Annotated in this window: 18 protein-coding genes and 1 pseudogene; all 19 read left to right on the forward strand. The window is 32.9% G+C overall.

Going from position 1 to position 22,531, the window contains the following annotated elements; all coding sequences use genetic code 11:
• Position 1: 1 nt before the first annotated feature.
• The 19 genes and pseudogenes from BLV84_RS10990 (at position 2) to BLV84_RS11080 (ending at position 22,241) form a co-directional block, all read left to right on the forward strand.
• Entirely contained in the window at positions 2 to 1,117 is a 1,116-nt protein-coding gene (locus BLV84_RS10990; protein ID WP_093245255.1) for an ATP-grasp domain-containing protein, read from the forward strand.
• Positions 1,114 to 1,743, forward strand: coding sequence for a NeuD/PglB/VioB family sugar acetyltransferase (locus BLV84_RS10995; protein ID WP_093245258.1), 630 nt, complete (start codon positions 1,114 to 1,116; stop codon positions 1,741 to 1,743). The genes BLV84_RS10990 and BLV84_RS10995 overlap by 4 nt, the downstream gene beginning before the upstream one ends.
• A gap of 3 nt (positions 1,744 to 1,746) precedes the next feature.
• Complete coding sequence (gene rffA, locus BLV84_RS11000) at positions 1,747 to 2,874, forward strand: dTDP-4-amino-4,6-dideoxygalactose transaminase (protein ID WP_093245261.1); 1,128 nt, start codon at positions 1,747 to 1,749, stop codon at positions 2,872 to 2,874.
• Between the two features lie 10 nt (positions 2,875 to 2,884).
• A complete protein-coding gene (locus tag BLV84_RS11005; protein ID WP_159429424.1) occupies positions 2,885 to 4,048 on the forward strand; it encodes a TDP-N-acetylfucosamine:lipid II N-acetylfucosaminyltransferase family protein in 1,164 nt (387 codons plus the stop codon).
• The gene (locus BLV84_RS11010) at positions 4,045 to 5,334 is read left to right on the forward strand and encodes an MOP flippase family protein (protein WP_093245267.1); all 1,290 of its coding nucleotides are present in this window, start codon (positions 4,045 to 4,047) and stop codon (positions 5,332 to 5,334) included. Before BLV84_RS11005 ends, BLV84_RS11010 begins: the two co-directional genes overlap by 4 nt.
• Positions 5,335 to 5,389: 55 nt before the next feature.
• Complete coding sequence (locus BLV84_RS11015) at positions 5,390 to 6,295, forward strand: glycosyltransferase family A protein (RefSeq protein ID WP_159429425.1); 906 nt, start codon at positions 5,390 to 5,392, stop codon at positions 6,293 to 6,295.
• Between the two features lie 64 nt (positions 6,296 to 6,359).
• The gene (locus tag BLV84_RS11020) at positions 6,360 to 7,277 is read left to right on the forward strand and encodes a hypothetical protein (RefSeq protein ID WP_093245273.1); all 918 of its coding nucleotides are present in this window, start codon (positions 6,360 to 6,362) and stop codon (positions 7,275 to 7,277) included.
• A gap of 181 nt (positions 7,278 to 7,458) precedes the next feature.
• On the forward strand, positions 7,459 to 8,583 hold the full coding sequence (locus tag BLV84_RS11025; protein WP_093245277.1) for an EpsG family protein: 1,125 nt from the start codon (positions 7,459 to 7,461) through the stop codon (positions 8,581 to 8,583).
• 85 nt (positions 8,584 to 8,668) lie between these two features.
• Positions 8,669 to 9,757 (forward strand): hypothetical protein, encoded by a 1,089-nt coding sequence (locus BLV84_RS11030; RefSeq protein WP_143521357.1) that lies wholly within the window; start codon positions 8,669 to 8,671, stop codon positions 9,755 to 9,757.
• A complete protein-coding gene (locus tag BLV84_RS11035; protein ID WP_093245284.1) occupies positions 9,754 to 10,869 on the forward strand; it encodes a glycosyltransferase family 4 protein in 1,116 nt (371 codons plus the stop codon). The genes BLV84_RS11030 and BLV84_RS11035 overlap by 4 nt, the downstream gene beginning before the upstream one ends.
• 65 nt (positions 10,870 to 10,934) lie before the next feature.
• Positions 10,935 to 12,125: a glycosyltransferase family 4 protein gene (locus tag BLV84_RS11040; protein WP_093245287.1), complete on the forward strand. Its 1,191-nt coding sequence runs from the start codon at positions 10,935 to 10,937 to the stop codon at positions 12,123 to 12,125.
• A gap of 3 nt (positions 12,126 to 12,128) precedes the next feature.
• Positions 12,129 to 13,520: a UDP-glucose 6-dehydrogenase gene (locus BLV84_RS11045; RefSeq protein ID WP_093245290.1), complete on the forward strand. Its 1,392-nt coding sequence runs from the start codon at positions 12,129 to 12,131 to the stop codon at positions 13,518 to 13,520.
• A gap of 407 nt (positions 13,521 to 13,927) precedes the next feature.
• Entirely contained in the window at positions 13,928 to 14,212 is a 285-nt protein-coding gene (locus BLV84_RS11050) for a GIY-YIG nuclease family protein (RefSeq protein WP_234953146.1), read from the forward strand.
• A 15-nt stretch (positions 14,213 to 14,227) separates the two neighbouring features.
• Positions 14,228 to 14,473, forward strand: a pseudogene (locus BLV84_RS11055) (four helix bundle protein); the annotation flags it as partial.
• A 69-nt stretch (positions 14,474 to 14,542) separates the two neighbouring features.
• Positions 14,543 to 15,166, forward strand: a complete 624-nt coding sequence (locus tag BLV84_RS11060) for a sugar transferase (RefSeq protein WP_093245300.1) — start codon at positions 14,543 to 14,545, stop codon at positions 15,164 to 15,166.
• Between the two features lie 624 nt (positions 15,167 to 15,790).
• Positions 15,791 to 16,399 (forward strand): acetyltransferase, encoded by a 609-nt coding sequence (locus BLV84_RS11065; protein ID WP_143521358.1) that lies wholly within the window; start codon positions 15,791 to 15,793, stop codon positions 16,397 to 16,399.
• A gap of 48 nt (positions 16,400 to 16,447) precedes the next feature.
• Positions 16,448 to 17,230 (forward strand): glucosamine-6-phosphate deaminase, encoded by a 783-nt coding sequence (gene nagB / locus BLV84_RS11070; RefSeq protein WP_093245303.1) that lies wholly within the window; start codon positions 16,448 to 16,450, stop codon positions 17,228 to 17,230.
• Positions 17,231 to 17,383: 153 nt separating this feature from the next.
• Positions 17,384 to 20,551, forward strand: a complete 3,168-nt coding sequence (locus BLV84_RS11075; protein WP_093245306.1) for a T9SS type A sorting domain-containing protein — start codon at positions 17,384 to 17,386, stop codon at positions 20,549 to 20,551.
• A 550-nt stretch (positions 20,552 to 21,101) separates the two neighbouring features.
• Entirely contained in the window at positions 21,102 to 22,241 is a 1,140-nt protein-coding gene (locus tag BLV84_RS11080) for a DegT/DnrJ/EryC1/StrS family aminotransferase (protein WP_093245310.1), read from the forward strand.
• The last annotated feature ends 290 nt before the right edge of the window (positions 22,242 to 22,531 follow it).

Raw genomic sequence — 22,531 nt, forward strand, 5'->3', positions numbered from 1 at the left:
TATGTCCAAAAAACTAGCCATCATAGGAGCCTCGTATTTACAGCTGCCCTTAGTTTTAAAAGCAAAAGAGTTAGGTGTTGAAACGCATTGTTTTGCGTGGGAGCAGGGTGCAGTATGTAAGGATTATTGTGATTATTTTTACCCTATCTCTGTTATAGAAAAAGAAGCAATTCTTGAGGAGTGTAAAAGAATAGGTATTGATGGTATTACTACAATTGCAAGTGATTTACCTATGCCAACCATTGCCTACGTTTCAGAAAGATTAAATTTAGTTTCTAATCCTTATGAAGTATCTCTTAACGCGACCAATAAAGGATTAATGAGAAATTGTTTTAAGAATGCTGGCGTTCCAATTCCAAAGTTTATGAACGTCAATACTAAAGATGAAACACTTTCTAAGGAATTAAACTATCCGGTTATTGTTAAACCGAAAGATCGTTCGGGAAGCAGAGGAGTAACAAGAGTAAATCACAAAACAGCGTTAGAAGCTGCCATTAAAGTGGCTTTAGAAAGTTCGTTAGTGAAAGAAGCAATTGTTGAAGAATTTATAGAAGGGCAAGAAGTAAGTGTAGAAACTATAAGTTGGAAAGGCAAGCATTATCTTTTGACTATTACCGATAAAATCACATCTGGTGCCCCTAATTTTGTAGAATTGGAACACCACGAGCCTTCAAATCAAAACGAAAAGATCCAAGAAAAAATAAGAGAGATAACTATTGACTCCTTAAATGCACTGGGGATAAAAAATGGTGCGGGCCATACTGAAGTAAAAATTGATTGTGATGGGAATGTTTTTGTAATTGAGGTAGGAGCCCGTATGGGTGGTGACTTTATTGGCTCACATTTAGTAGAGCTTTCTACAGGTTATGATTATGTAAAAGGAGTTATAGATGTTGCCCTAAATAACTTAATAAGTCCAAAATTAACAAAAAAACAATATGCAGGGGTTTATTTTTTATGTAAACAAACTGAGGCACTAATGCCTTATTTTAATCAGAAAAATGATTTTGAGGTTGCAAAAGAATTACAAGATGAAGATTTAAAAACCGCATTGAGCAGTAATGATCGTTCGGGATATTTGATTTATAGAGCTGATAAGAAAATTAAACTAATATGAAAACATTAGCCATTATTGGTTGTGGAGAGCTCGGAATGCAAATAGGTCATTATGCTCTAACAGATAAACACTTTCAAAAAGTCGTTTATTTTGATGACTTTTCATCTGGAATAACGAGCAATGGGAAAAAAATTATTGGAAAAATAATAGATATAGAAAATACTTATAAAAAAAATGAATTTGATGAACTTTTCATAGGTATAGGGTACAAACATATGGAAAAGAGAAAAGAAATTTTTGAAAAATTCCATCATAAAATTCCTTTTGCAAATATTATACATTCCAGTGCTTATGTAGACCCAACAGTCAAAATAGGATCAGGAACAATTATATATCCTATGTGTGTAATAGATAAACAGGTGACAATTGAAGACAATGTTCTAATAAATAATAATGTAGTGGTTTCACACGACAGCAGTATTGGAGCGCATTCATTTTTATCCCCTTCAGTAGCAATTGCAGGCTTTGTTTCAATTGGAAATAGAAATATTATAGGAATTAACACTACTATAGTTGATACCTTGTTTACAGCTAATCAAATTCAAACAGGAGCTGGAACGGTTGTAATTAAAAATTTATTAAAAAGCGGATTATATGTAGGTAATCCAGCTAGATTTATAAGATAAAAAATGATACCATTTAACAAACCTTACGTTACCGGAAAAGAAACTGAATATATTCAAGAAGCCGTGGCTTCTGGTAAAATCTCTGGGGATGGGATATTTACCAAAAAATGCCATACTTTTTTTGAAACCCAATTGGGTTTTCAAAAAGTATTGTTGACTACCTCTTGTACAGATGCCTTAGAGATGGCTGCCATTCTTATAGACATTAAGCCAGGGGATGAGGTAATAATGCCTTCATACACCTTTGTGTCTACCGCAAATGCGTTTATTCTTCGAGGAGCAAAAATTAAATTTGTAGATAGTAGAACAGATCATCCAGGTATGGATGAAGATGCTATTGAAAAGCTAATTACCCATAAAACAAAAGCAATCGTACTAGTGCATTATGCTGGGGTGGCTTGTGATATGGATAAAGTAATGGACATTGCTAAACAACACGATCTTTTTGTGATTGAAGATGCCGCACAAGCCATTGATTCTTATTATAAAGACAAAGCTTTGGGGAGTTTTGGTCATTTAGCCGCTTTTTCATTTCATGAAACGAAAAATATAATCTCTGGAGAGGGAGGAATGTTGGTCATTAATGATGAACGTTTTGAACAGCGAGCAGAGATTATTCGTGAGAAAGGCACTAACCGTTCTGCTTTCTTTCGAGGAGAGGTTGACAAATATGGTTGGGTTGATATGGGAAGTTCTTTTTTACCTTCAGATATTATCGCTGCATTTTTGTATGCTCAATTGGAAAGCCTTAAAGAAATTCAAAATAAGCGAAAAGAAATTTGGACTAATTATGACCAAGCTTTTCGTGGGGTTTTAGATGAAAAACATGAAGTTCAATTGCCGTGTATCCCAAAATTTGCAACTAATAATGCACATATGTATTACTTGGTTTGTAAAGATAAGAAAGAGCGAAAAGCCTTGCTGAAATACTTAAAAGAAAATGGCATTCTTGCGGTGTTTCATTACTTGTCGCTTCATAAAAGTTCATTTTATAAAGCAAATTGTCACGGGGAAGAACTTACCTATACAGATTTTTATTCGGACTGTTTGGTGAGGTTGCCTCTTTTTTATGAACTTACTTCTCAAGATCAAGCCTTCATTATTGGTAAGATTCTTAAATTTTATCGATAAAACGTTCCAGATGAAGATTATTCATATTGCTTCCGATCAAAAGTTTATCAATAGCGCCTATTTTCAATTTGAATCTTTATACCCAGGAGAGAATCTTTTTTATCTCTTTGTGGACGATATTGAACAAACTTTAAAATATGTGCAGCAAGAAGAGCGCATGGTTTTAGTTGAAAAAAGTGTGGAACAATCAAAGGGTTTACCAAATAAATTCGGTGAAGCTTCCATGGTTTTTTTTCATGGGCTAGAGTATTATAGCAGTATCGTTTTAAACAGAACACCAAATAAATATAAAAAAATATGGATTTTGTGGGGCATGGAAATCTATAGTAATCCATACTTGTTTAAGGCTCAAAGTATTTTAGATGCACAAACTCTTGAACTTTTTGAGAGTAATAAGGCTAAAAGAAATATTGGTAAAAAATTTAAAGATATATTTAGAGGATTTTTTTACAGGATAAAATATAGAACCTATGGTCCCTATAAAGAAGTTTTAGCAGCTATAAATAAAGCTAATTATTGTGCAATTCTTTATAAGGAAGAATTTAATTTAGTGAAAAATAAATTACCAGATAATGAGTTAACTTATTTAAAATATTCTTATTATCCAATTGAAAAAATGTTGGATGACCCCAAAAATAAAGTCACTGACAATAATATTTTATTGGGGAATTCGGCTTCTTATACCAACAATCATCTAGAAGTTTTTTCAATATTATCTAAATTTAATCTCGATAGTCAGAAAGTGATTACTCCCTTAAGCTATGGAGATCAAAATTATAAAGAGGAAATAATAACAAGAGGACATAAAGAATTTAAGAATAATTTTGAACCTTTGGTGAATTTTATGCCTTTGCACGAGTATAATGCATATATACAAAAATGCGGTATAGTGATCATGAACCATCATAGACAGCAAGCTGTGGGCAATGTGCTTACCATGCTTTGGATGGGAGCAAAAGTTTATTTAGACCAAAGAAATACACTGTATTATTATTTAAAACGTATAGGGATACATATTTATACGGTTTCAGAAGATTTAGTACCGAGTAATTTAGAAGCCTTAAAACAATTAGACGAAGAAAAGCAGCTTCATAATCGAAATATTTTAAGACAAGAAATAGGAGAAAAAATTTTGCTTAAAAAGCTTAAATCTCAGATAGAGAAAATAGCATGAGTTTAAAGAAGGAAGTTTTTGCAGGTTTAAAATGGTCTACCCTCAGCACGATAATTCTAGCTCTGGTTGCGTTGCTTAAGATTTCTATCTTAACTCGTTATTTAGATAAAGCTGACTTTGGACTCATGGCTATGGTTACTTTTGTGATGGGCTTTATGAACTTGTTTAACGATATGGGATTAGTTTCAGCCATTCTTCATAAAAGAGGAGTGACCAAAGAAGAATATGGAAGCTTGTATTGGTTGAACCTATTTGTAAGTTTTGCGATGTTTGGCGTGCTTTGGTTAGTTACACCGTTTATTAGCTATTTTTACGGGGAAGACCAATTAAACATTTTGATTCCATTATTAGGTATTAATCTAATAATTTCTGGAATTGGTCAAATGTTTAGAACCATTGAGCAAAAAAACCTAAGGTTTAAGAATATTTCACTTATTGAAATAAGTGCTGCTGTCGTGTCTTTAGCACTCGCTATTTACTTGGCAGTTGATGGATATGGAGTGTATTCTTTAATCTATTCTTCCTTATTAAAGTTTGCGTTAACTAATATATTCTATTTATTCTTAGGCTTAAAACACTATGGATTATTATTACATTATAAATTTTCAGAAACGCGCCCCTTTCTTAAAATTGGAATGTATCAAGTGGGAGGTCAAATTGTCAACTATTTTAACCGTGATTTGGACATCTTAATTATAGGAAAGTTATTTTCACCAGAATTATTGGGGGGGTATAGTCTGGCAAAACAACTGGTGATGCGGCCCGCACAAATTCTAAATCCAATCATAACTCGGGTTGCCTCGCCTACTTTGGCAAAGTTTCAAGATAATAAGGAGGTTTTAAAAAGAAATTATCTCAAACTGGTTAACATAATATCAACTATAAATTTACCAGCTTATCTGGGATTATTTATATTTGCTCCATGGATAGTACAAATTTTGTATGGAGAAGGTTTTGAAGATATAGTTTCTTTAGTTAGGGTGCTAAGTGTGTATATGGCGATAAGGGCAATTGCTAATCCTATGGGAAGTTTAGTGATTGCCACAGGAAGAACAGACATAGAGTTTTATTTAAATTTGTTTGTACTTTTGGTTACACCAATTTGTGTGGTTATAGGTGCCCAATTTGGCATTATGGGAGCAGCCGTAGGAATTACTTTTTCTATACTTCTAATGTTTTTTCCAGGGTGGAAACTATTAATTTATAAAATGACTGGCGCTACTTTTAAGGAATATTGTAAGGCTATTTTTGTTCTTAAATTGGAGTTGTTGAAAGGAAAGTTTTAATGTATCATATTATATTGTAAAGGAAATGAATGTAACAAACGCACATCAAAATATTATGTTTTCAGTCGTTATTCCTGTTCATAATAAATCACCTCATTTAGAGCGCTCTATAAACTCGGTACTGAATCAAACCTATAAAGGCTTTGAGTTGATCTTGGTAGATGATGCCTCTACAGACGGTTCCTCCGAAAAATTAGAAGAATTTCAAGATGAAAACATAAGACTTTTTACTAGGAATACTCCAGGGCCAGGAGGCTATGCCGCTAGAAATCTTGGAATTAAAGAAGCCCGTAGTGAATGGGTAGCATTTTTAGATGCAGATGATGCTTGGGAGCTTAATTATTTAGAGAATGTTTGTCTAGCTATAAAAAAAGAGCCAACTGCAGAAATTTTTAGTACAAATTGGGACAACGTTTATTCCTCTAAAGTGGTTAAAAATAATTTTTTTGAAAAATTTGAAGATTTATATGTAAACTTTTCTTTAATTGATTTCTTTCGAGAAAATTACTTTATTTGGACCAGTGCGGTAACCATTAAAAGATCTCTTCTTATCAAAAGTGAGCTATTTCCAGAAAATAGATGTAAAAGAGGGGGAGATGTTGATACATGGATCAGGTGTTTGCAATACAGTAAAAAAAATATTTGGATTAATCGTACCTTAGCTCATTATCATAAAAATACCGTAAATCAAGTAACAGATAATGCAACAAACCCAGTTAAACAAATATGTGCTTTGGCTACAATTGAAAAAATAAGAGAAGATTCAAATGATAAAAAATTATTAAATTCTATAGATTTTTTCTTGTCAAAAGTTGTATATCATAAAATGATCTCCGATTATAGACGAGATTTTAAACCGTCTCTAAAAAAAACAAATATTATACATAATTTAAGGATGCGATCCCATTTGCTGACAAAATATTTTATTCGTGTAATTTTTTTGGAAAAGAGAAGAAATTAGATAGTAGTAAAAGTAATTTTTAGATTTTACTGAATAGAAACACCTTTTAATTAAGTTATTAAATATGTTAGTAGATTTTTTGGATAAAATATATTCTTCTCTAGTGAAGTTAAATAAATTTCAATCTTTCTTACGATTTATAATTCGTCGATCGGCTCAACTTATAGTCCCTGTATGGTTTAAATCTATTCCTTCTAGTTCAAATGTTTTGGGAAATAATAATTGTAATAATAATGTAACAGTTACACTTACGACTTTTCCTGAGAGGATAAATAAGCTTTGGATAGTTATTGAGTGTTTATTAAGACAAACTAGTACTCCCGATAAAATACTTATTTGGCTTTCAAAGGAACAATTTCCCAATGGATTTAAAAACATTCCTAAGTCACTAATGCGGTATTTAAACTTAAACTTAATAGAAATATTTTTTGTTGATGATGATTTACGTTCCCATAAAAAATACTATTATGCTTTTCAGAAATTTCCTCAAGATGTTTTAATAACAATCGATGATGATATTATTTATCCAAGTAATATTATATTCGATTTATTAAATTTACACGAACACTACCCAGATACTATTTGTTGTCTCAGAGGTTGGAAAGTTTTACATAATGAGGACGGGGAAATAATACCTTATAAAGATTGGGATAAAATCTCTGGTCTTTTCGGACCCAATTTAAAAATTTTTCACACTAGTGGTGGTGGTACATTGTATCGAACTAATTTTTTTTCAAAGGAAGTTTTGAATAATGAAGTGTTTATGCAACACTGTTTTTATGCGGATGATGTTTGGCTCAATATTATGGCACAATTAAATAAAACGAAGACAGTAAAAGGGGAGTATTTCTCAAATCTACTTCCAGTACAAAATGCTTCAAATAAATTGAGTGTCAGTAATGTTGAGCAAGGAGGGAATGATGAACAAATAAAAGCATTAATAAATTATTATAAAATTAAGGAACATGAAATCTTTTCCTAGATATGGATAAAAACATGATTTATTGTTTTTTTTCTAGGGTAATTTTAGTTTTATAAAAAATGCTTAGATGATTTAAATAAAAAAATTTAATGCAAAGGAGTTTTATAAAAGTTTGTTAATTAAAATTCCAATATTTAGATTGACTTTTTGTTTTTAAAATTAAATCTTTTAATAAAAAATAATGAAATTAGTAGATTTTTTTAATATTTATTTCTTATCCATATTTGCGTTGGCAATACTTTCTTTTTTTTTGCTCTTAGAGTATTCAAAAAATAGAAGGTATCCAAAAATTGCAGATAATTTCTTCTTTTTATTAGGCATACTTTTTTATGTTTTTTTTTTCGGTTTAAGGTCAGAAAATATAGGAACAGACACTCCAGCTTACCTACGTGATTTTGATGTACTTTCAAATTTCACAAAGTTTGAATATGCCTTGAATTTTTCGAAAATAAATCGTGATAATTTTTTTGTGTTATTTACTTTTTTATCTTCTCAAGTAATCTCTAGAGAAGCTTATCTATGGTTGCTGGCTGCAATCTATATAGGAACGATTTATTTTATTATAAAGAAATTAACTTCTAAAGGACGTTTGTTCTTTCTTTTTTCTTTTTTGTGTTTTGGATTTTTCTATAGTATGGGGATAAATATATTGCGAAATGGTATTTCGGGTATGCTTTGTCTGCTGGGCGTACTTTATTTATTGCAAATTGGCCGAAAGACAGATAATTTTATATCTAGAAATATAAAGGGATTTACTCTTTTACTCGTTGGTTCTATGTTCCATTCCTCAGGATTAATTTTTTTATTGACATTCTTGGTCGTGCGTTTCGTGAAAATAAAGATAATATGGTATTATTTAGGAACTTTAGTTTTTTATGTTTTAGCTTTTTTTAAGTTTAGCGTTTTAAACCTTCCTATTATCGGCCCCATAGTACAAGCAAATGAAAGAATGGAGGCTTATATTTCTGGCGAGGCTTCTCAAGAACCTTCTGGTTTTACTATATACGTAATTGTTTTTCAAACTATAGGTCTCATATATGGAGCTTATTTTGTTTGGAAATATAAAGATGAAGAATATGCCATTGTTAATAAAATTTATCTTGTGTTAAGTTGTGTTTATCTTCTTTTTTTACAGGTTTCTTTTTCAGATAGGTTTGGTGTTTTTTCTTGGATTTGGCTTCCTTTGATTTTATGTTTTCCTTTTTTTTATCGAGATAAAGTATTAATTAAAAAAGATTTTTTTAAATATTTGGTAGTGTCCTTCTTTTATCTGTTTCTAACATATTATCGATTAGAATTGGATTAAGAATACAATAACTAGTATCTACAAGTAAGTTTTCAATTAGTTTTAAAACTTAGATGAATATTTCATTAAAGTAAACTCTATAAAAATGAAGAAAATAATAGTTTTAAGTTTTTGCCTTATGTTTTATATAACAGGATGTTTTGGACAAAATAAGGATATTTTAGACGAGAATACTGCATACTCTTATGAAGTCTTGAGTAAAATGTCATTAGAAAATAATGCGTATAATTTTATCGCAATGGGTTATTTATTAAATGCTAATAATATCATGTATTTAAAAACAAAGGATACTACTTATTTGTCAAAAAACTTAAAATTAGTAGAGAATGTTCTTAAAAGTTACGTACCTAATCAGAAAAATAGCAAGAATTGGACGATTCAGGTTTCTAAAAATAATGGAAACTTTAAACATAACGGTTCAGAATCAATTGTTTTTGAGGGGTATTTTTTTAGATATGTAGGGCAATTTTTATATATAATTCATAATAATAATCTATTTAAAAGTAAACAACCATCAATATTTAATGGTTTGAAATATTCTTTTGACAAATGGAACAAAATTAGTGTTAAGAGACACGGCGATCAGTCTAACTTGTTTCATCAACGCTTCCATATTTCTGCCACTTGGGCAGAAGTCGCTTTGTATCTAGATTGTATGGGGGCGCAAAAGCCTTATTATTATTCATTCTATAGCACTTTTGACGAACAATTAGCAGGTGCTCTTATTGAGAAAAAATTTAATGATCATCCTTACTATATTTGGAATAGCACTTATCGCAACCGCTTTACAAATGCTTTGAAGAAAAGAAAATCTAATCCAAATATTATCCAGGATGTTACTCATGGCAACCATGTAGTAGAATATGTTTTAACCGCTGTTAAATTAGGAAGTGAGACTTGGTCGAAAGAAGACTTAAAAAAATTTAGTAATACTATTTTGTATAGTATGTATAACAACATGGAACATAGATTCAGCGACAATGTCGATGGAAGTTTCTCGAAAAATGAAAGTTTTCAAAATACAGGCTGGAAAGTTTCTGATGGTTGGATAAAATTAATACCCTATGATGAAGAATTGGCTGTTTTATTTAAAAATTTTTATAAAAAAAACCAATTAAAAATAAAGAACAGTTCTTTATCCTTACAATTCCAAGCTAATTTATATAACGAGTGATTTTACAAATTGCAAACGACTATTCAGGCTCAACAGTTTATAAAAGCCTTGCACAAGCCTTAGATGAAAAAGGCCTAACACAGGTTATTTATACATCAATTCGGGAGAAATCTTTAATTGGCAAGAATAAAATAGACTTTAAAGATCCGAACTCGAAAATCATCTACAGCCCCATACTTAATTCACATACCGATCGTATTTTTTATAAGCAAAAAATAAAAAAAATACTGAAAGATGTAGATTCTAAAATTGATGTACAAACAATAAGCTGTATTCACGCACATACTTGGTATAGCGATGGTGGGGTAGCTTATGAGTTAAGTAAGAAATACAATATTCCTTACATCATAGCCATAAGAAATACAGATTTGAATTTGTTTTGGAAATTACCCCATTTAAAAAAATATGGATTAGAGATTTTAAAAAATGCTTCTCGTGTTATTTTAATTTCGAAAACATATAAGGATAGAGTGCTCCGTGATTCAAAGATAAAACCGCTTATACATTCAAAATACAGTTTTATTCCTAATGGGATTGATGACTTTTGGATTCAAAATAGGGAAGAACGAAAAGAAAGCATCCCTAATATCCCCAAATTACTTTTTATAGGTAAGTTTTCACCTGGTAAGAACGTGATGAGACTAATCCAAGCAGTTGAAAGTTTAAAAAAACAGGGTATTCCCTGTGAATTAAACCTTATTGGAGGCGGTGGAAAAGCTGAAACAAAAATTTTAGAATTTATTAAAAATAAAAAAAATATCACTTTTCATGGTAAAATATTCGATAAGGAACGGCTTAAAGAATTTTATATACGTTCAGATATATATACCATGCCTTCTAAAGCCGAAACTTTTGGATTAGTTTACATTGAGGCGCTATCACAAGGAATCCCAGTTGTTTTTACCAAGAATGAAGGAATTGATGGTCTTTATAAAAGGAATATAGGAGAAGCTGTTGATTATAATAGTGTAGAAAGTATAGCCAATGGCATTAGAAGAATAATTATCAATTATAATAATTATAATTTTAGCCCTAAAGAAATCATCAAAAATCATGAGTGGAAGGAAATAGCAATCGAATACATTCAGATTTATAAAGCAATCACAATATAAAACTATATTTTTGTTTTATAGATTAAATTTACAGCTATACCTTAAAATATCTAGTTTAAAAAGACATGCACATACTTTATATCCATCAATACTTTAAAACCCCAGCTGAACCGGGGGGTACACGCTCATATTGGATAGCTCAAAAATTAATAGAAAAGGGGCATAAAGTAACCATGCTAAGCACTTCCTCTTCCATTACTAACTCACAGGAGGAGCAGTTTATTGATGGGATTCGAGTTATTTATGTGAAAGTGCCTTATGATCAAAAGATGTCTATTGCCGCACGGGTAAAGTCTTTTGTGAGTTTTATGCTAAAGTCTACACGATTAGCAAAAGGGGTTAAGGGTGTAGATTTAGTGTTAGCAACTTCAACGCCACTAACGGTTGGCTTTCCTGCATTAATATTGAAAAAATTCAAAAGTATACCCTACGTTTTCGAGGTGCGCGATTTATGGCCAGAGGTGCCTATACAAATGGGTGGTTTAAACAACCCTATATTAAAAAAATTAGCCATTGCTTTTGAAAAAACTATTTATAAAAATGCTACACATATTGTAACACTTTCCCCAGGTATGGCTGAAGGAGTTATCAAATATGAAGCAAAAAGTAAGGTGAGTATGATCCCTAATATGGCAAAAATTGATGCGTTTTGGCCACGAGGAGTTAATGATGATTTAAGAGAAGAATTAGGATTAAAAAAAGATAGTTTTAAAATGATTCATTTTGGAGCTTTGGGCTTGGCCAATGATGCCATGAATATCATAAGAGGAGCAGAACTTTTAAAAGAGGATCTTACCGTAGAGTTCATTTTTATAGGCGGGGGATCAACAGAGGAAGAATTAAAAGCCTATTGCAAAAAGAACGCTTTAAATAATGTGCACTTTCTAGGGAGATTTCCAATGGAGAAGACCTCAGAGATTGTAAATTTATGTGATGTCTCTATGGTGAGCTTTAAAGATCTTTCCATACTTTATACCAATTCCCCCAATAAGTTATTTGATTCATTGTCGGCAGGGAAGCCTCTTATCGTCAATTCAGCAGGATGGACAAAAAATATGGTTGAAGAACATAAGTGTGGGTATTATGTAAATCCCAGTAATCCGGAAGAACTGAAAGATTGTATTAAGTATTTACAAAGTACGCCAACTGTTCTTCAGAAAATGGGTAAGAACTCGCGTCAACTGGCTGAAAAAAAATATGATAAATCTATTTTGTGCTCAGAATTCGCTGAGCTAATCAATACTATAAAATTATAAAAAATGGAAATTAAAAAAATATGTTGTATCGGTGCGGGCTATGTAGGAGGGCCAACCATGTCTGTGATTGCCCAGCAATGTCCCCATATTCAAGTTACTGTGGTCGATTTAAACCAAGAGCGTATTGCGGCTTGGAATGATTCAAATTTAGAGAATCTTCCTATTTATGAGCCAGGTTTAAGTGATGTGGTTAAAGAGGCAAGAGGTCGTAATCTTTTTTTTTCTACAGAAATTGAGAAAGCAATCCATGAAGCCGATACCATCTTTATATCGGTAAATACGCCCACAAAAACCTATGGAAAAGGGAAAGGACTCGCGGCAGATTTAAAATGGATAGAGCTTTGTGCTAGACAAATAGCTAAAGTAAGTACCACAGATAAAATAATTGTTGAAAAATCAACTTTACCTGTAAGAACGGCCAGCACCATAAAAGATATTTTAAAGCATACAGGCAATGGGGTAAATTTCCAGATTTTATCCAACCCTGAATTTTTAGCAGAAGGTACTGCGGTTCAGGATCTATTAAAACCTGACCGTGTTCTAATTGGGGGTGATCAATCCGAAAAAGGAAAAGAAGCTATTCAGGCTTTAGTAGAGGTTTACGAGCGTTGGATACCTCGTGAGCGCGTGCTAACTACGAACCTTTGGTCTTCTGAATTGTCAAAATTAACGGCGAATGCTTTCTTAGCCCAGCGGGTTTCATCCATTAATTCTTTATCAGAACTTTGTGAACGTACAGAAGCAGATATAAGTGAAGTTTCACGTGCTATTGGTACAGACAGTCGTATTGGTCCTAAGTTCTTAAAAGCCTCTGTAGGTTTTGGAGGCTCTTGTTTTCAAAAAGATATCTTAAACCTAGTATATATATGTAGAACTTATGGATTAACTGAGGTGGCGGAGTATTGGGAACAAGTGATTAAAATAAATGACCATCAAAAAAGACGTTTTGCGACTCAAATTATTACCAACTTATACAATACAGTTAATGCTAAGAAAATAACCTTCCTAGGTTGGGCATTTAAAAAAGATACCAATGACACAAGAGAGTCTGCTGCGATTTATGTGGCCGACCACTTGCTGTTTGAAAAAGCAAAGCTATCGGTTTATGATCCAAAAGTAACCGAGCAACAAATGTTAGCAGATTTAGATTATTTGAATACCCGTAGTGCGCAAGAGAATCAGGAACTGGTGACTGTAGAACAAGATCCCTATGAAGCCTGTGAAGACTCGCATGCCATTGCGGTTTTGACAGAATGGGATGAATTTAAAGACTATGACTGGCAGCGGATTTATGATAAGATGTTAAAGCCAGCTCACATTTTTGATGGTCGTAATATTTTAGATAAAGAACAGCTGGAGAAAATTGGTTTTAAAGTGTTTAGTATTGGAAGTTAAATGAAGTAACCAAAAAATAGGCAAGCAATTAGTGAATTTGATTAAATATTTTGAAAACAAGTGAACCAGTTGACCAGTAAACCAGTGTACAAGTCAACCAGTAGATATAGAGGTTTGGAAGAATTCTATTAATTTTGTGACTCAGCTTTATCGAGAAACACAGGAATTTTCTGCAAACAGAACGTTACGGGTTAACAGGTTAGCGAGTTATAAACCTAAGACCTTAATTTAAAAAAGAGAAAATGTCAAAAATTAATACCTTTGAAGAATTAAAAGTTTGGCAAACGAGTAGGACATTGAATAAACGAATGTTCGAAATATTTAGAACCAAACAAGATAAAAATACGGGATTTTTAATCAATCATATGTTTAAAACCAGTGGTAGTATTATGGATAATACTTGACCTGTGAAATTAATTCAAATCATTATGGGAGGTTTTTTCTATGTTTATATTTTGAAAAGTGAAGTTGATGGTAAAAACTATACAGGTTATACGAAAGATTTGAATTTACGATTTAACCAGCACAATAATGGCTATGTAGAATCTACAAAAAATCGTAGGCCTTTAAAATTAATTTATTTTGAAGCTTGTTTATCCCAAAATGATGCATTAAAAAGAGAAAAATACCTTAAAACACATTATGGTAAAATGTTTTTAAAAAAAAGACTCAAATCGTATTTCACAGGTTAAACAGAAGGCTTTGAGCGTGATGGGACTAAGGAATTTAAACACTTTTTGTCAATTTCGAAAGGAAGTGCTGGGGAATTAAGGTCTCAGTTCTTTAGAGCTTTAGATATTGATGTAATTAATCAAACCGAATTTGAAGAATTGAATATGATGACAACTATTATTGGAAAACAATTAGGGGCATTTATGAATTATTTAAAGTCAACAACTATTAAAGGTAAAAAATTTTCAGAACCCAGTGAAGATTATGAGTTGCTGAGTTAGGACGTTGTCACACTCTCCCTTTAACGAACCCAAAACCCGTAACTCGCAACCCGTAACCCAAAAACACTCATGTACAAAACCATCCTCAAACCCCTTTTCGACTTCCTCGCCGCTTTAGTAGGCTTGGTGCTGCTGAGTCCTATTTTTATCATCGTTATGATTGGGCTGGCAATTGCCAACAACGGGAAGCCTTTTTTCTTTCAACGACGCCCAGGCAAAAACGAAAGAATTTTTAGTATCATCAAGTTCAAGACGATGAACGACAAAAAAGATGCTAAGGGGGAACTTCTTCCAGATGCAGACCGACTCACAGGTATAGGGAGTTTTGTGCGGAAAACAAGTTTAGATGAAATTCCACAGCTGCTTAATGTACTCAAAGGCGATATGAGCTTGGTTGGGCCAAGGCCATTATTACCTCAGTATTTACCTTTGTATAGTGAAGAACAAAAAAAACGTCACTGGGTACGTCCTGGGATTACGGGTTGGGCGCAAGTCAATGGAAGGAATGCTATTTCTTGGGAACAAAAGTTTACTTTTGATGTGTGGTATGTCGATCATCAAAGCTTCAGTTTAGATTTAAAAATCTTTTTTTTAACAATGAAAAAAGTATTGATTTCTGAAGGAGTCAGTCAAGACGGACAAGCGACAGCTGAAGCTTTTAAAGGAAATGATAAATTAGATAATAGACATTAGATTTTTAGACACTAGAAGCTAGAAATTCAGAATTTAAAATTTTAAATTAAAAATATTTACTGCCTATAGCATACTGCGTAAAAACGATTTTACTAATCAACGAATTTACAACCTATGAGATTCTGAATAAATCTCTCCTATCGTCGATATTTTCCAGAATGACAGATAACTGTCAACCGACAACAGAATTAGTCGTGAGTGGTGAGAAATTGAAATTGAAGCTGAAATTCAAATCGAAAATCGATTGACCATTCCCAACGAATGCATAAACCGAATCACCATTCATGAATCACAATTCACAGAGTAACTGAGAATAGATACAAGACATAGGATAGGGAAAACGATTTCACAAATAAACGATTTTACAAAAAACAGATTACTGACAACAGACAACAGAATTAGTCGTGAGTCAAAAAGTCATGGTTCGTGATTCTTAAGAAATCGAAGTGACAGCTGAGAACGGAAAACTGAGAACCGATTACTCGACTATTTAAATAAACGATTTCACAAAAAACAGGTTACAGACAACAGACAAAAAAGTAAATCTAAAACTTTGTAAAATAATAAAGCACTATCTTCTGCTTCATAAACTTTATATAAGTTTGTAAACCTATTATACCAAATATGAAAATCAATTTATTCGGAGCTAGCGGTCATGCTAAGGTCATTATTGACATTATTAGAAACTGCAACCTAGAAATTAATTATATTTTTGATGATAATGCTGAGATCAAAAATATTCTTGGTTGCAAGGTCAACGCAAAGTATTCATTAGATGAAGTTTCTTCATCACCTGTCGTCATCAGTATTGGAAACAATCAGATTCGACAAAGGTTGGCTCATCATTTAAATTGTAATTTCTCAAAAGCTTTAATTCATCCATCAGCAGTCGTTTCTCATGATGCTCAATTAAAGGAAGGAACTGTTGTGATGCCAAATTCAGTGATCAACAATTCCGCTAAAGTTGGTGCGCATTGTATCATCAACTCAGGAGCAATTATAGAGCATGATTGTCAAATAGGCGATTTTGTGCATGTCTCACCTCAAGCCTCTCTTGGGGGTCATGTTGAGGTTGGTGAAGGGACACACATTGGTATTGGAGCTTCTGTGATTCAGAATATTAATATCGGAAAAAACTGCATCATTGGAGCTGGCGCTGTCATTATTTATGATATCCCAGACGGATCAACTGTCGTTGGTAATCCTGGTCAAATCATCAAGCAAAATAATTAGACCTAAACAACAACCCATCTTAGAATTAAACGAATTTCTATTAAAGTTATGACAAACCAATCTCATAAAACATCTGTTACAAATAATCTCAAGCTTTTTAGTGAAGCTCAACAAGCCTCATTATATGTTGCCCATCAAATCGCAAATCTAATTAATGAAAAAGAAAAACAAGGCAAGCCTGCCGTTTTAGGTTTAGCTACCGGCAATACACCCAAAGGTGTTTATCAAGAGTTAATTCGTTTGCATCAAAATGAAGCATTGAGCTTCAAAAATGTCATCAGCTTTAACCTTGATGAATATTATCCTATTTTACCAGATGATCAGCAGAGCTATACTTATTTTATGCGACAGTTTTTATTCAAGCACGTCGATATTAAACCAGAGCATACGCATATTCCACACACTGATTTTTCAGAAGAAGGCATCGCGCAGTATTGTCAAGAATATGAAGATAAAATTGAAAGTCTTGGCGGTTTAGATTTGCAACTTTTAGGAATTGGCAGAAACGGACACATTGGTTTTAATGAGCCTGGTTCTAGTTTTGAGTCAAAAACGCGTTTAGTTCATCTAAATTCAGTCACGAGAGAAGATGCAAAAGCAGCCTTCGGATCAATGGATAAAGTACCTCAAAAAGCGATTAGCATAGGGGTTGATACAATTTCAAAAGCCAAAAAAATAATATTATTAGCCTTAGGTAAAAGGAAATCTGACATCATGAAATTAGCAATTCATGGCGATGTCACCACTCAAGTTCCTGCATCCATATTACAAACATTACCACAAGCCGAATTCGTTCTCGATCACGGTGCAGCGGGAGAAATTAAAAGCTAGTCTTAAAACACTAACCTAAAATCTACTGCCTAAAAACCTAAGTTCACAAAACAATTATCACTTTACACAACTTTTTTTAAATTCAATTAAAATTCTGCATTTGTCAGTTTGAAATTTTTAAACTATTTTTGTATGAATTAATACCAAAAAATTATGAGAATAAAACTACTGCTTCTTACACTAATGTTGTCATTTAGCACAATAAACGCTCAGCAAATTACAGAACTTTGGACAAACTATGACGGTCTATGGAGTTCAAGTGATACAAGCATTAACCCAGTTCGCCCAGATGACAGTCATGAATTATTGGCTTTTAGATATGGGGCAACAATTTTTTCAACGGGTGTTGATGATTTAACCCTAACAAATAATAGCATAAGCTACACGCCAGAAGTTTACCGTGCATTGCCATTAGGTTTTTTACCAACCACAGGAGGTGGCTTTTACTATGTAGGTCTAGGTCAATTAGCAGATGGTATTAATAATGGGACTGATAACAGCTCGACTAATCCTTTTAACACGATCACAAATGGAAATCAGGTTGCAAATTTTTTAACCGATGGTATTAACGGACTGGATCTTGGAACTAATATTACAAATATTCCACAAAGTACAATAACGAGATTTTCATTGAGCTCAAACGGAATTTCACTTTCTAGGATTGATGATAATATTCCGGATATTATCGTTTCTCAAACAGCTTTACCTTCTGGTGGGAGTGGTTTTGATAGACTTTTTTTTGTAGATAGTTCGGGATCAGTGGTCGGTAATGTTGTAACCATAAACTTCGCATCTTCTACTGAGCCAGCTTTAGGAAATTGGAATCCAGACTTCTATAATTTTAATTCTACAGGTAATTCTGGATATACACTTACAAATGGAACAAGATCTATTCATTTAAAAGCGATTGAAATTACAGCCTTTGGTATTGGTGATACAAATTACCAAGATGCAGTAGAGTTAAGATATGAGCCCCGTGGCTCTTCGGATCCATCTTTCATTGCTTTTAATGAACCTTCTTTAGGTGTCGCTTCACAGCTTAACGTTTTAACACAGCCAACAAGTCAAAATTGCGATGGGACTTTGCTAAGCGATATTACTGTTCAGCTTGAAGATGATAATGGTGCTGCCGTTCCGCAAGATAATATTGCAATTACGGCAAGCTTGTATTCTGGTCCAGGAGAGTTACTCGGAACACTAACTAAACTAACAAACACTATCGGTGTGGCAACCTTTGATGATTTATCTTTTTCAATAGGAACTGCACATAGAATTGAATTTAACTATGCTTCTTTAAATTCAGCAGTGTCTGATGTTATTGAGGCCGCAACAGGTTGTACGGATTTCGTTTGGAATGGTAATACTGATTCTCAATGGAATGTTGCGACAAACTGGACACCTAATGGTGTGCCTAATGGAAATAATAAAGTAACGATTCCTAATAGCCGACCAAATTACCCAATTTTAACAGCAGATGCAGGTGCAGGTGAGTTGGTGATGAGCTCAAATGCAACCATCAATGTTAACGGGTATCTATTTGCTATTAATGGTGATATGTTAACTGATGTTGGTGCAAAAATCGATGCAAGTTCGCCTAATTCAACTTTGCACATGTCTTCAAATACGCTACAAAATATACCAGCAGATTTATTAGAAACATCCGTTGCTAACTTTGTTGTAGAAAATGAAATAGGAGTGACCTTAAATTCAAAAATGGACATAACTGAAAGCTTATCTTCTTTAGAAGGAGCAATAACCACTGGAGGTTTTATAACGATGAAATGTTCATTTAGCTCACCATCATCAGCTGCAGTTATTAAGCAAGTTAAAGGAAGTATTTCAGGAAATATTACAACAGAACAGTGTTTCCCTGAAAAAAGGGCTTTCAGAATGTTGTCTCCATCTGTAACAACTTTAACAAGCATTCGCGAAAATTGGCAAGAAAACCCAACTGATTATCTCGATGCTTCGCCTAATGGTTTTGGAACACATATTACAGGTGTAGAGCCAGGGTCATCTTATGCTTCAGTGTCTCAAGATGGTAATAATGGTTTTGATTATAACCCGTCTGGTAATCCTTCTATTTTCATTTTTGATAATGCAACTCAATCTTGGGAAATACAGCCTAACACGACAACAAATTTAGTTGCTGGTCAGCCATACCGATTAATGATTAGAGGTGATAGAACAATTGATATCACAAGTAATGCAACACAATCAACCGATACGCGTTTAAGAGAAACTGGAGTCGTTGAAACAGGAGTACAAACCATCACTGGTCTTAATTCAACTTTTGAAGCTTTCAATTTTGTCGGAAATCCTTATCATGCACAAGTTGATTTAAATACTGTTTTAAATAACTCAACTAACGTTAATGCTGGAGTCGTTTATTTCTGGGATCCAACAATAAATACCCGTGGAGGTTATGTTACCGTTGACCTTCCTGACGGTATTAACTCAGTAGGGTCAGATGCTACAAATATATTACAAGTGAAACAAGCTGTTTTTGTTTTAACGAATAACCAAGGTATTGCACCATTTGTAGTTTTTGAAGAAACTGATAAAATTGAAAGTAACACTCAGTTAAGTGTTTTTTCTGAAGAAGGCGGAATCAATAGATCAAGCTATATCAATGTTCAATTATTTTCTGATGAAGCTTTAAATAATTCTGAAAAGCCTTATGATGGAATCAGAATAAATTTTAGCGATAAATTTTCTAACACGATTGAAGATGATTATGCTAAAATGGGGAACCTTGATGAAAATTTGACCAGACTTAATGACAACTATTACTTGGCAATTGAATACAGAGAAATGCCTGTTCATGAAGAAGTTTTAGATTTGTTTGTAAACAATTACAGAACTTTAGATTATAGTTTCGTTATCGAAAGCGAAGGTGATTTAGATAAAGATACTTATTTAGTTGATGAATACTTAGATGAAGAAATTGAAATAACTTCTTCATATTTTGCACACGCATTTTCTGTTAATCCTAATATTGCAGAAAGTATTGATGCAAGTCGTTTTAAATTAAAATTTAAAAATGTCACTTTAGGAACAGAAAACCCTGATAAAATTGATTTAAAAATCTATCCTAACCCAGTTGCTTCAAACAGCTTTGAAATACAAGGATTAAACCCTAGCACAGATACTGAAATTATTATTTATGATAATTTAGGAAGAGAAGTATTTAAACATACTGCTCAAAATCAATCTAAAGTTGAATTAAATAAAATTAAACTAGAGACAGGTATTTATTTTGTAAAAGTGATTGATATGGAATCATCTAGAAGCCAATCATTAAAATTAATTGTTGAATAATTACGTGTTACGATAATTGTTTTAGAATCAAAAATTTAGTTTTAAAAAAGTCCTTTCACCTCATCAAAGTGAAAGGATTTTTCTTTTGCAGTCAATTTATTTTATAATTTATAGAATTATCAAAATTGACCTTACCAAAACAGATGTTTTTTAGTCATTAATTTAGTAGATAGTAATTAGTAGTGAGAGGTGAGAAATTGAAATTGAATCTGAAGCTGATCATAGACGATGAGATACAAGATTTTAGACACTATACTCTAAATCCAACATCTATTATCTAGCATCTATTGTCTAACATCTGAAACCTAAAACCTTCTCAGTTTGAGTGCGCGTTGTTTAAGCGTGTATCGAGAACAAATGTCAGCAGTGTATAGTCGTTAGAGGTTGGAAATTCAAAATTTCTAAAGTGATTACACCATTATACGAATACACGATTACACGATCAACGAAAAACTAAAAACGAAAAACAAAAAACCTCGATTCAACCTTATATTTCTTATTTTTGCGTCAATCTTAATAAACCGATTTACTTCATCAATCCATTGAAATTATGAACGAAAAAATATGGCTTTCTTCGCCACACATGGGGACAAAAGAGCAAGAATACGTTAATGAAGCATTCGAAACCAATTGGATCGCCCCTCTCGGCCCACATGTCAATAATTTTGAGAAAGAACTTTCCAGTTATATAGATAAAAATAAACACACAGCTGCTTTAAGCTCAGGTACATCAGCAATTCATTTAGCCTTAATACTGGCTGGTGTTCAAAGAGATGATTTTGTTATTTGTCAATCCATGACGTTCTCAGCTTCTGCAAATCCGATTATCTATCAAGGAGCGCATCCTGTTTTTGTGGATAGCGAAAAGGAAACTTGGAATATTTGTCCTGTTCATTTAGAAAAAGCCATTAAAGGCACGATTGATAAACATGGCAAGAAACCTAAAGCGATTATTGGCGTTCATTTGTACGGAATGCCTTACAAAGTTGATGAGGTCAATGCGATTGCAAAAAAATACGATATTCCTGTTATTGAAGATGCAGCAGAAGCTTTAGGCAGTTTGTATAAAAATAAACATTGCGCAAGCTTAGGGAATTATGGAATTTTGTCTTTTAACGGAAATAAAATTATCACAACTTCAGGAGGTGGCGCTTTGGTGTGTCAAAATGAAGAAAAGAAACAAAAAGCAATTTTTCTATCAACTCAAGCTCGGGATGATGCGCCACATTACCAACACTCTGAACTTGGTTTTAATTACCGCTTATCAAATGTTGCTGCCGGAATTGGTCGCGGTCAATTAGAAGTGATTGAAGATAGAGTAGAAGCAAGACGTTCAAACTATGAGTTCTATCGAGAAGAATTTTCTAATCTTGATGGTTTTGAATTTTTAGAAGAACCAAAGAATCTTAAAAGTAACCGTTGGTTGTCAACAGTTCTAATTCATCCAGAAAAAACAGGTGTCACAAGAGAGGATATACGTTTAGCATTGTTAAAAGAAAATATAGAAACCCGTCCTTTATGGAAACCAATGCATTTGCAACCATTTTTTAAAGCAGCCGATTATTATGGTGATGATGTTGCCGAAACACTTTTTGAAAAAGGTTTGTGTCTGCCAAGTGGCTCTAACTTGTCTCAAAAAGATTTAGATAGAGTGAAGAGAGCAGTTCTTGAGGTTGTCAAGGAACGTTAGTAACAAGTATCAAGTAGTGAGTATTGAGTAACTGAGAACCGGTTAGTCGATTAAACGAAAAAACTAGATCTTAGACAATAGATGCAAGATATAGGAAATAAGAAACCGAACTTGAAGTCGAATCTGAAATTGAGTAGTAACTGTCAGTTCGAGTATTTTTTCGTAGTGATAACGGAGAAAACAATGTATCGAGAACAGAATTTTCCTCATAATGCTCTCTATACAACGCATTGAGAAAATTAAAGTCATTTAAAATGCCTTATTTTCTAACAATGCCCACTCGAACTGAC

Origin of the sequence: Psychroflexus halocasei (assembly GCF_900107595.1) — a bacterium.
Lineage (GTDB): Bacteria > Bacteroidota > Bacteroidia > Flavobacteriales > Flavobacteriaceae > Psychroflexus > Psychroflexus halocasei.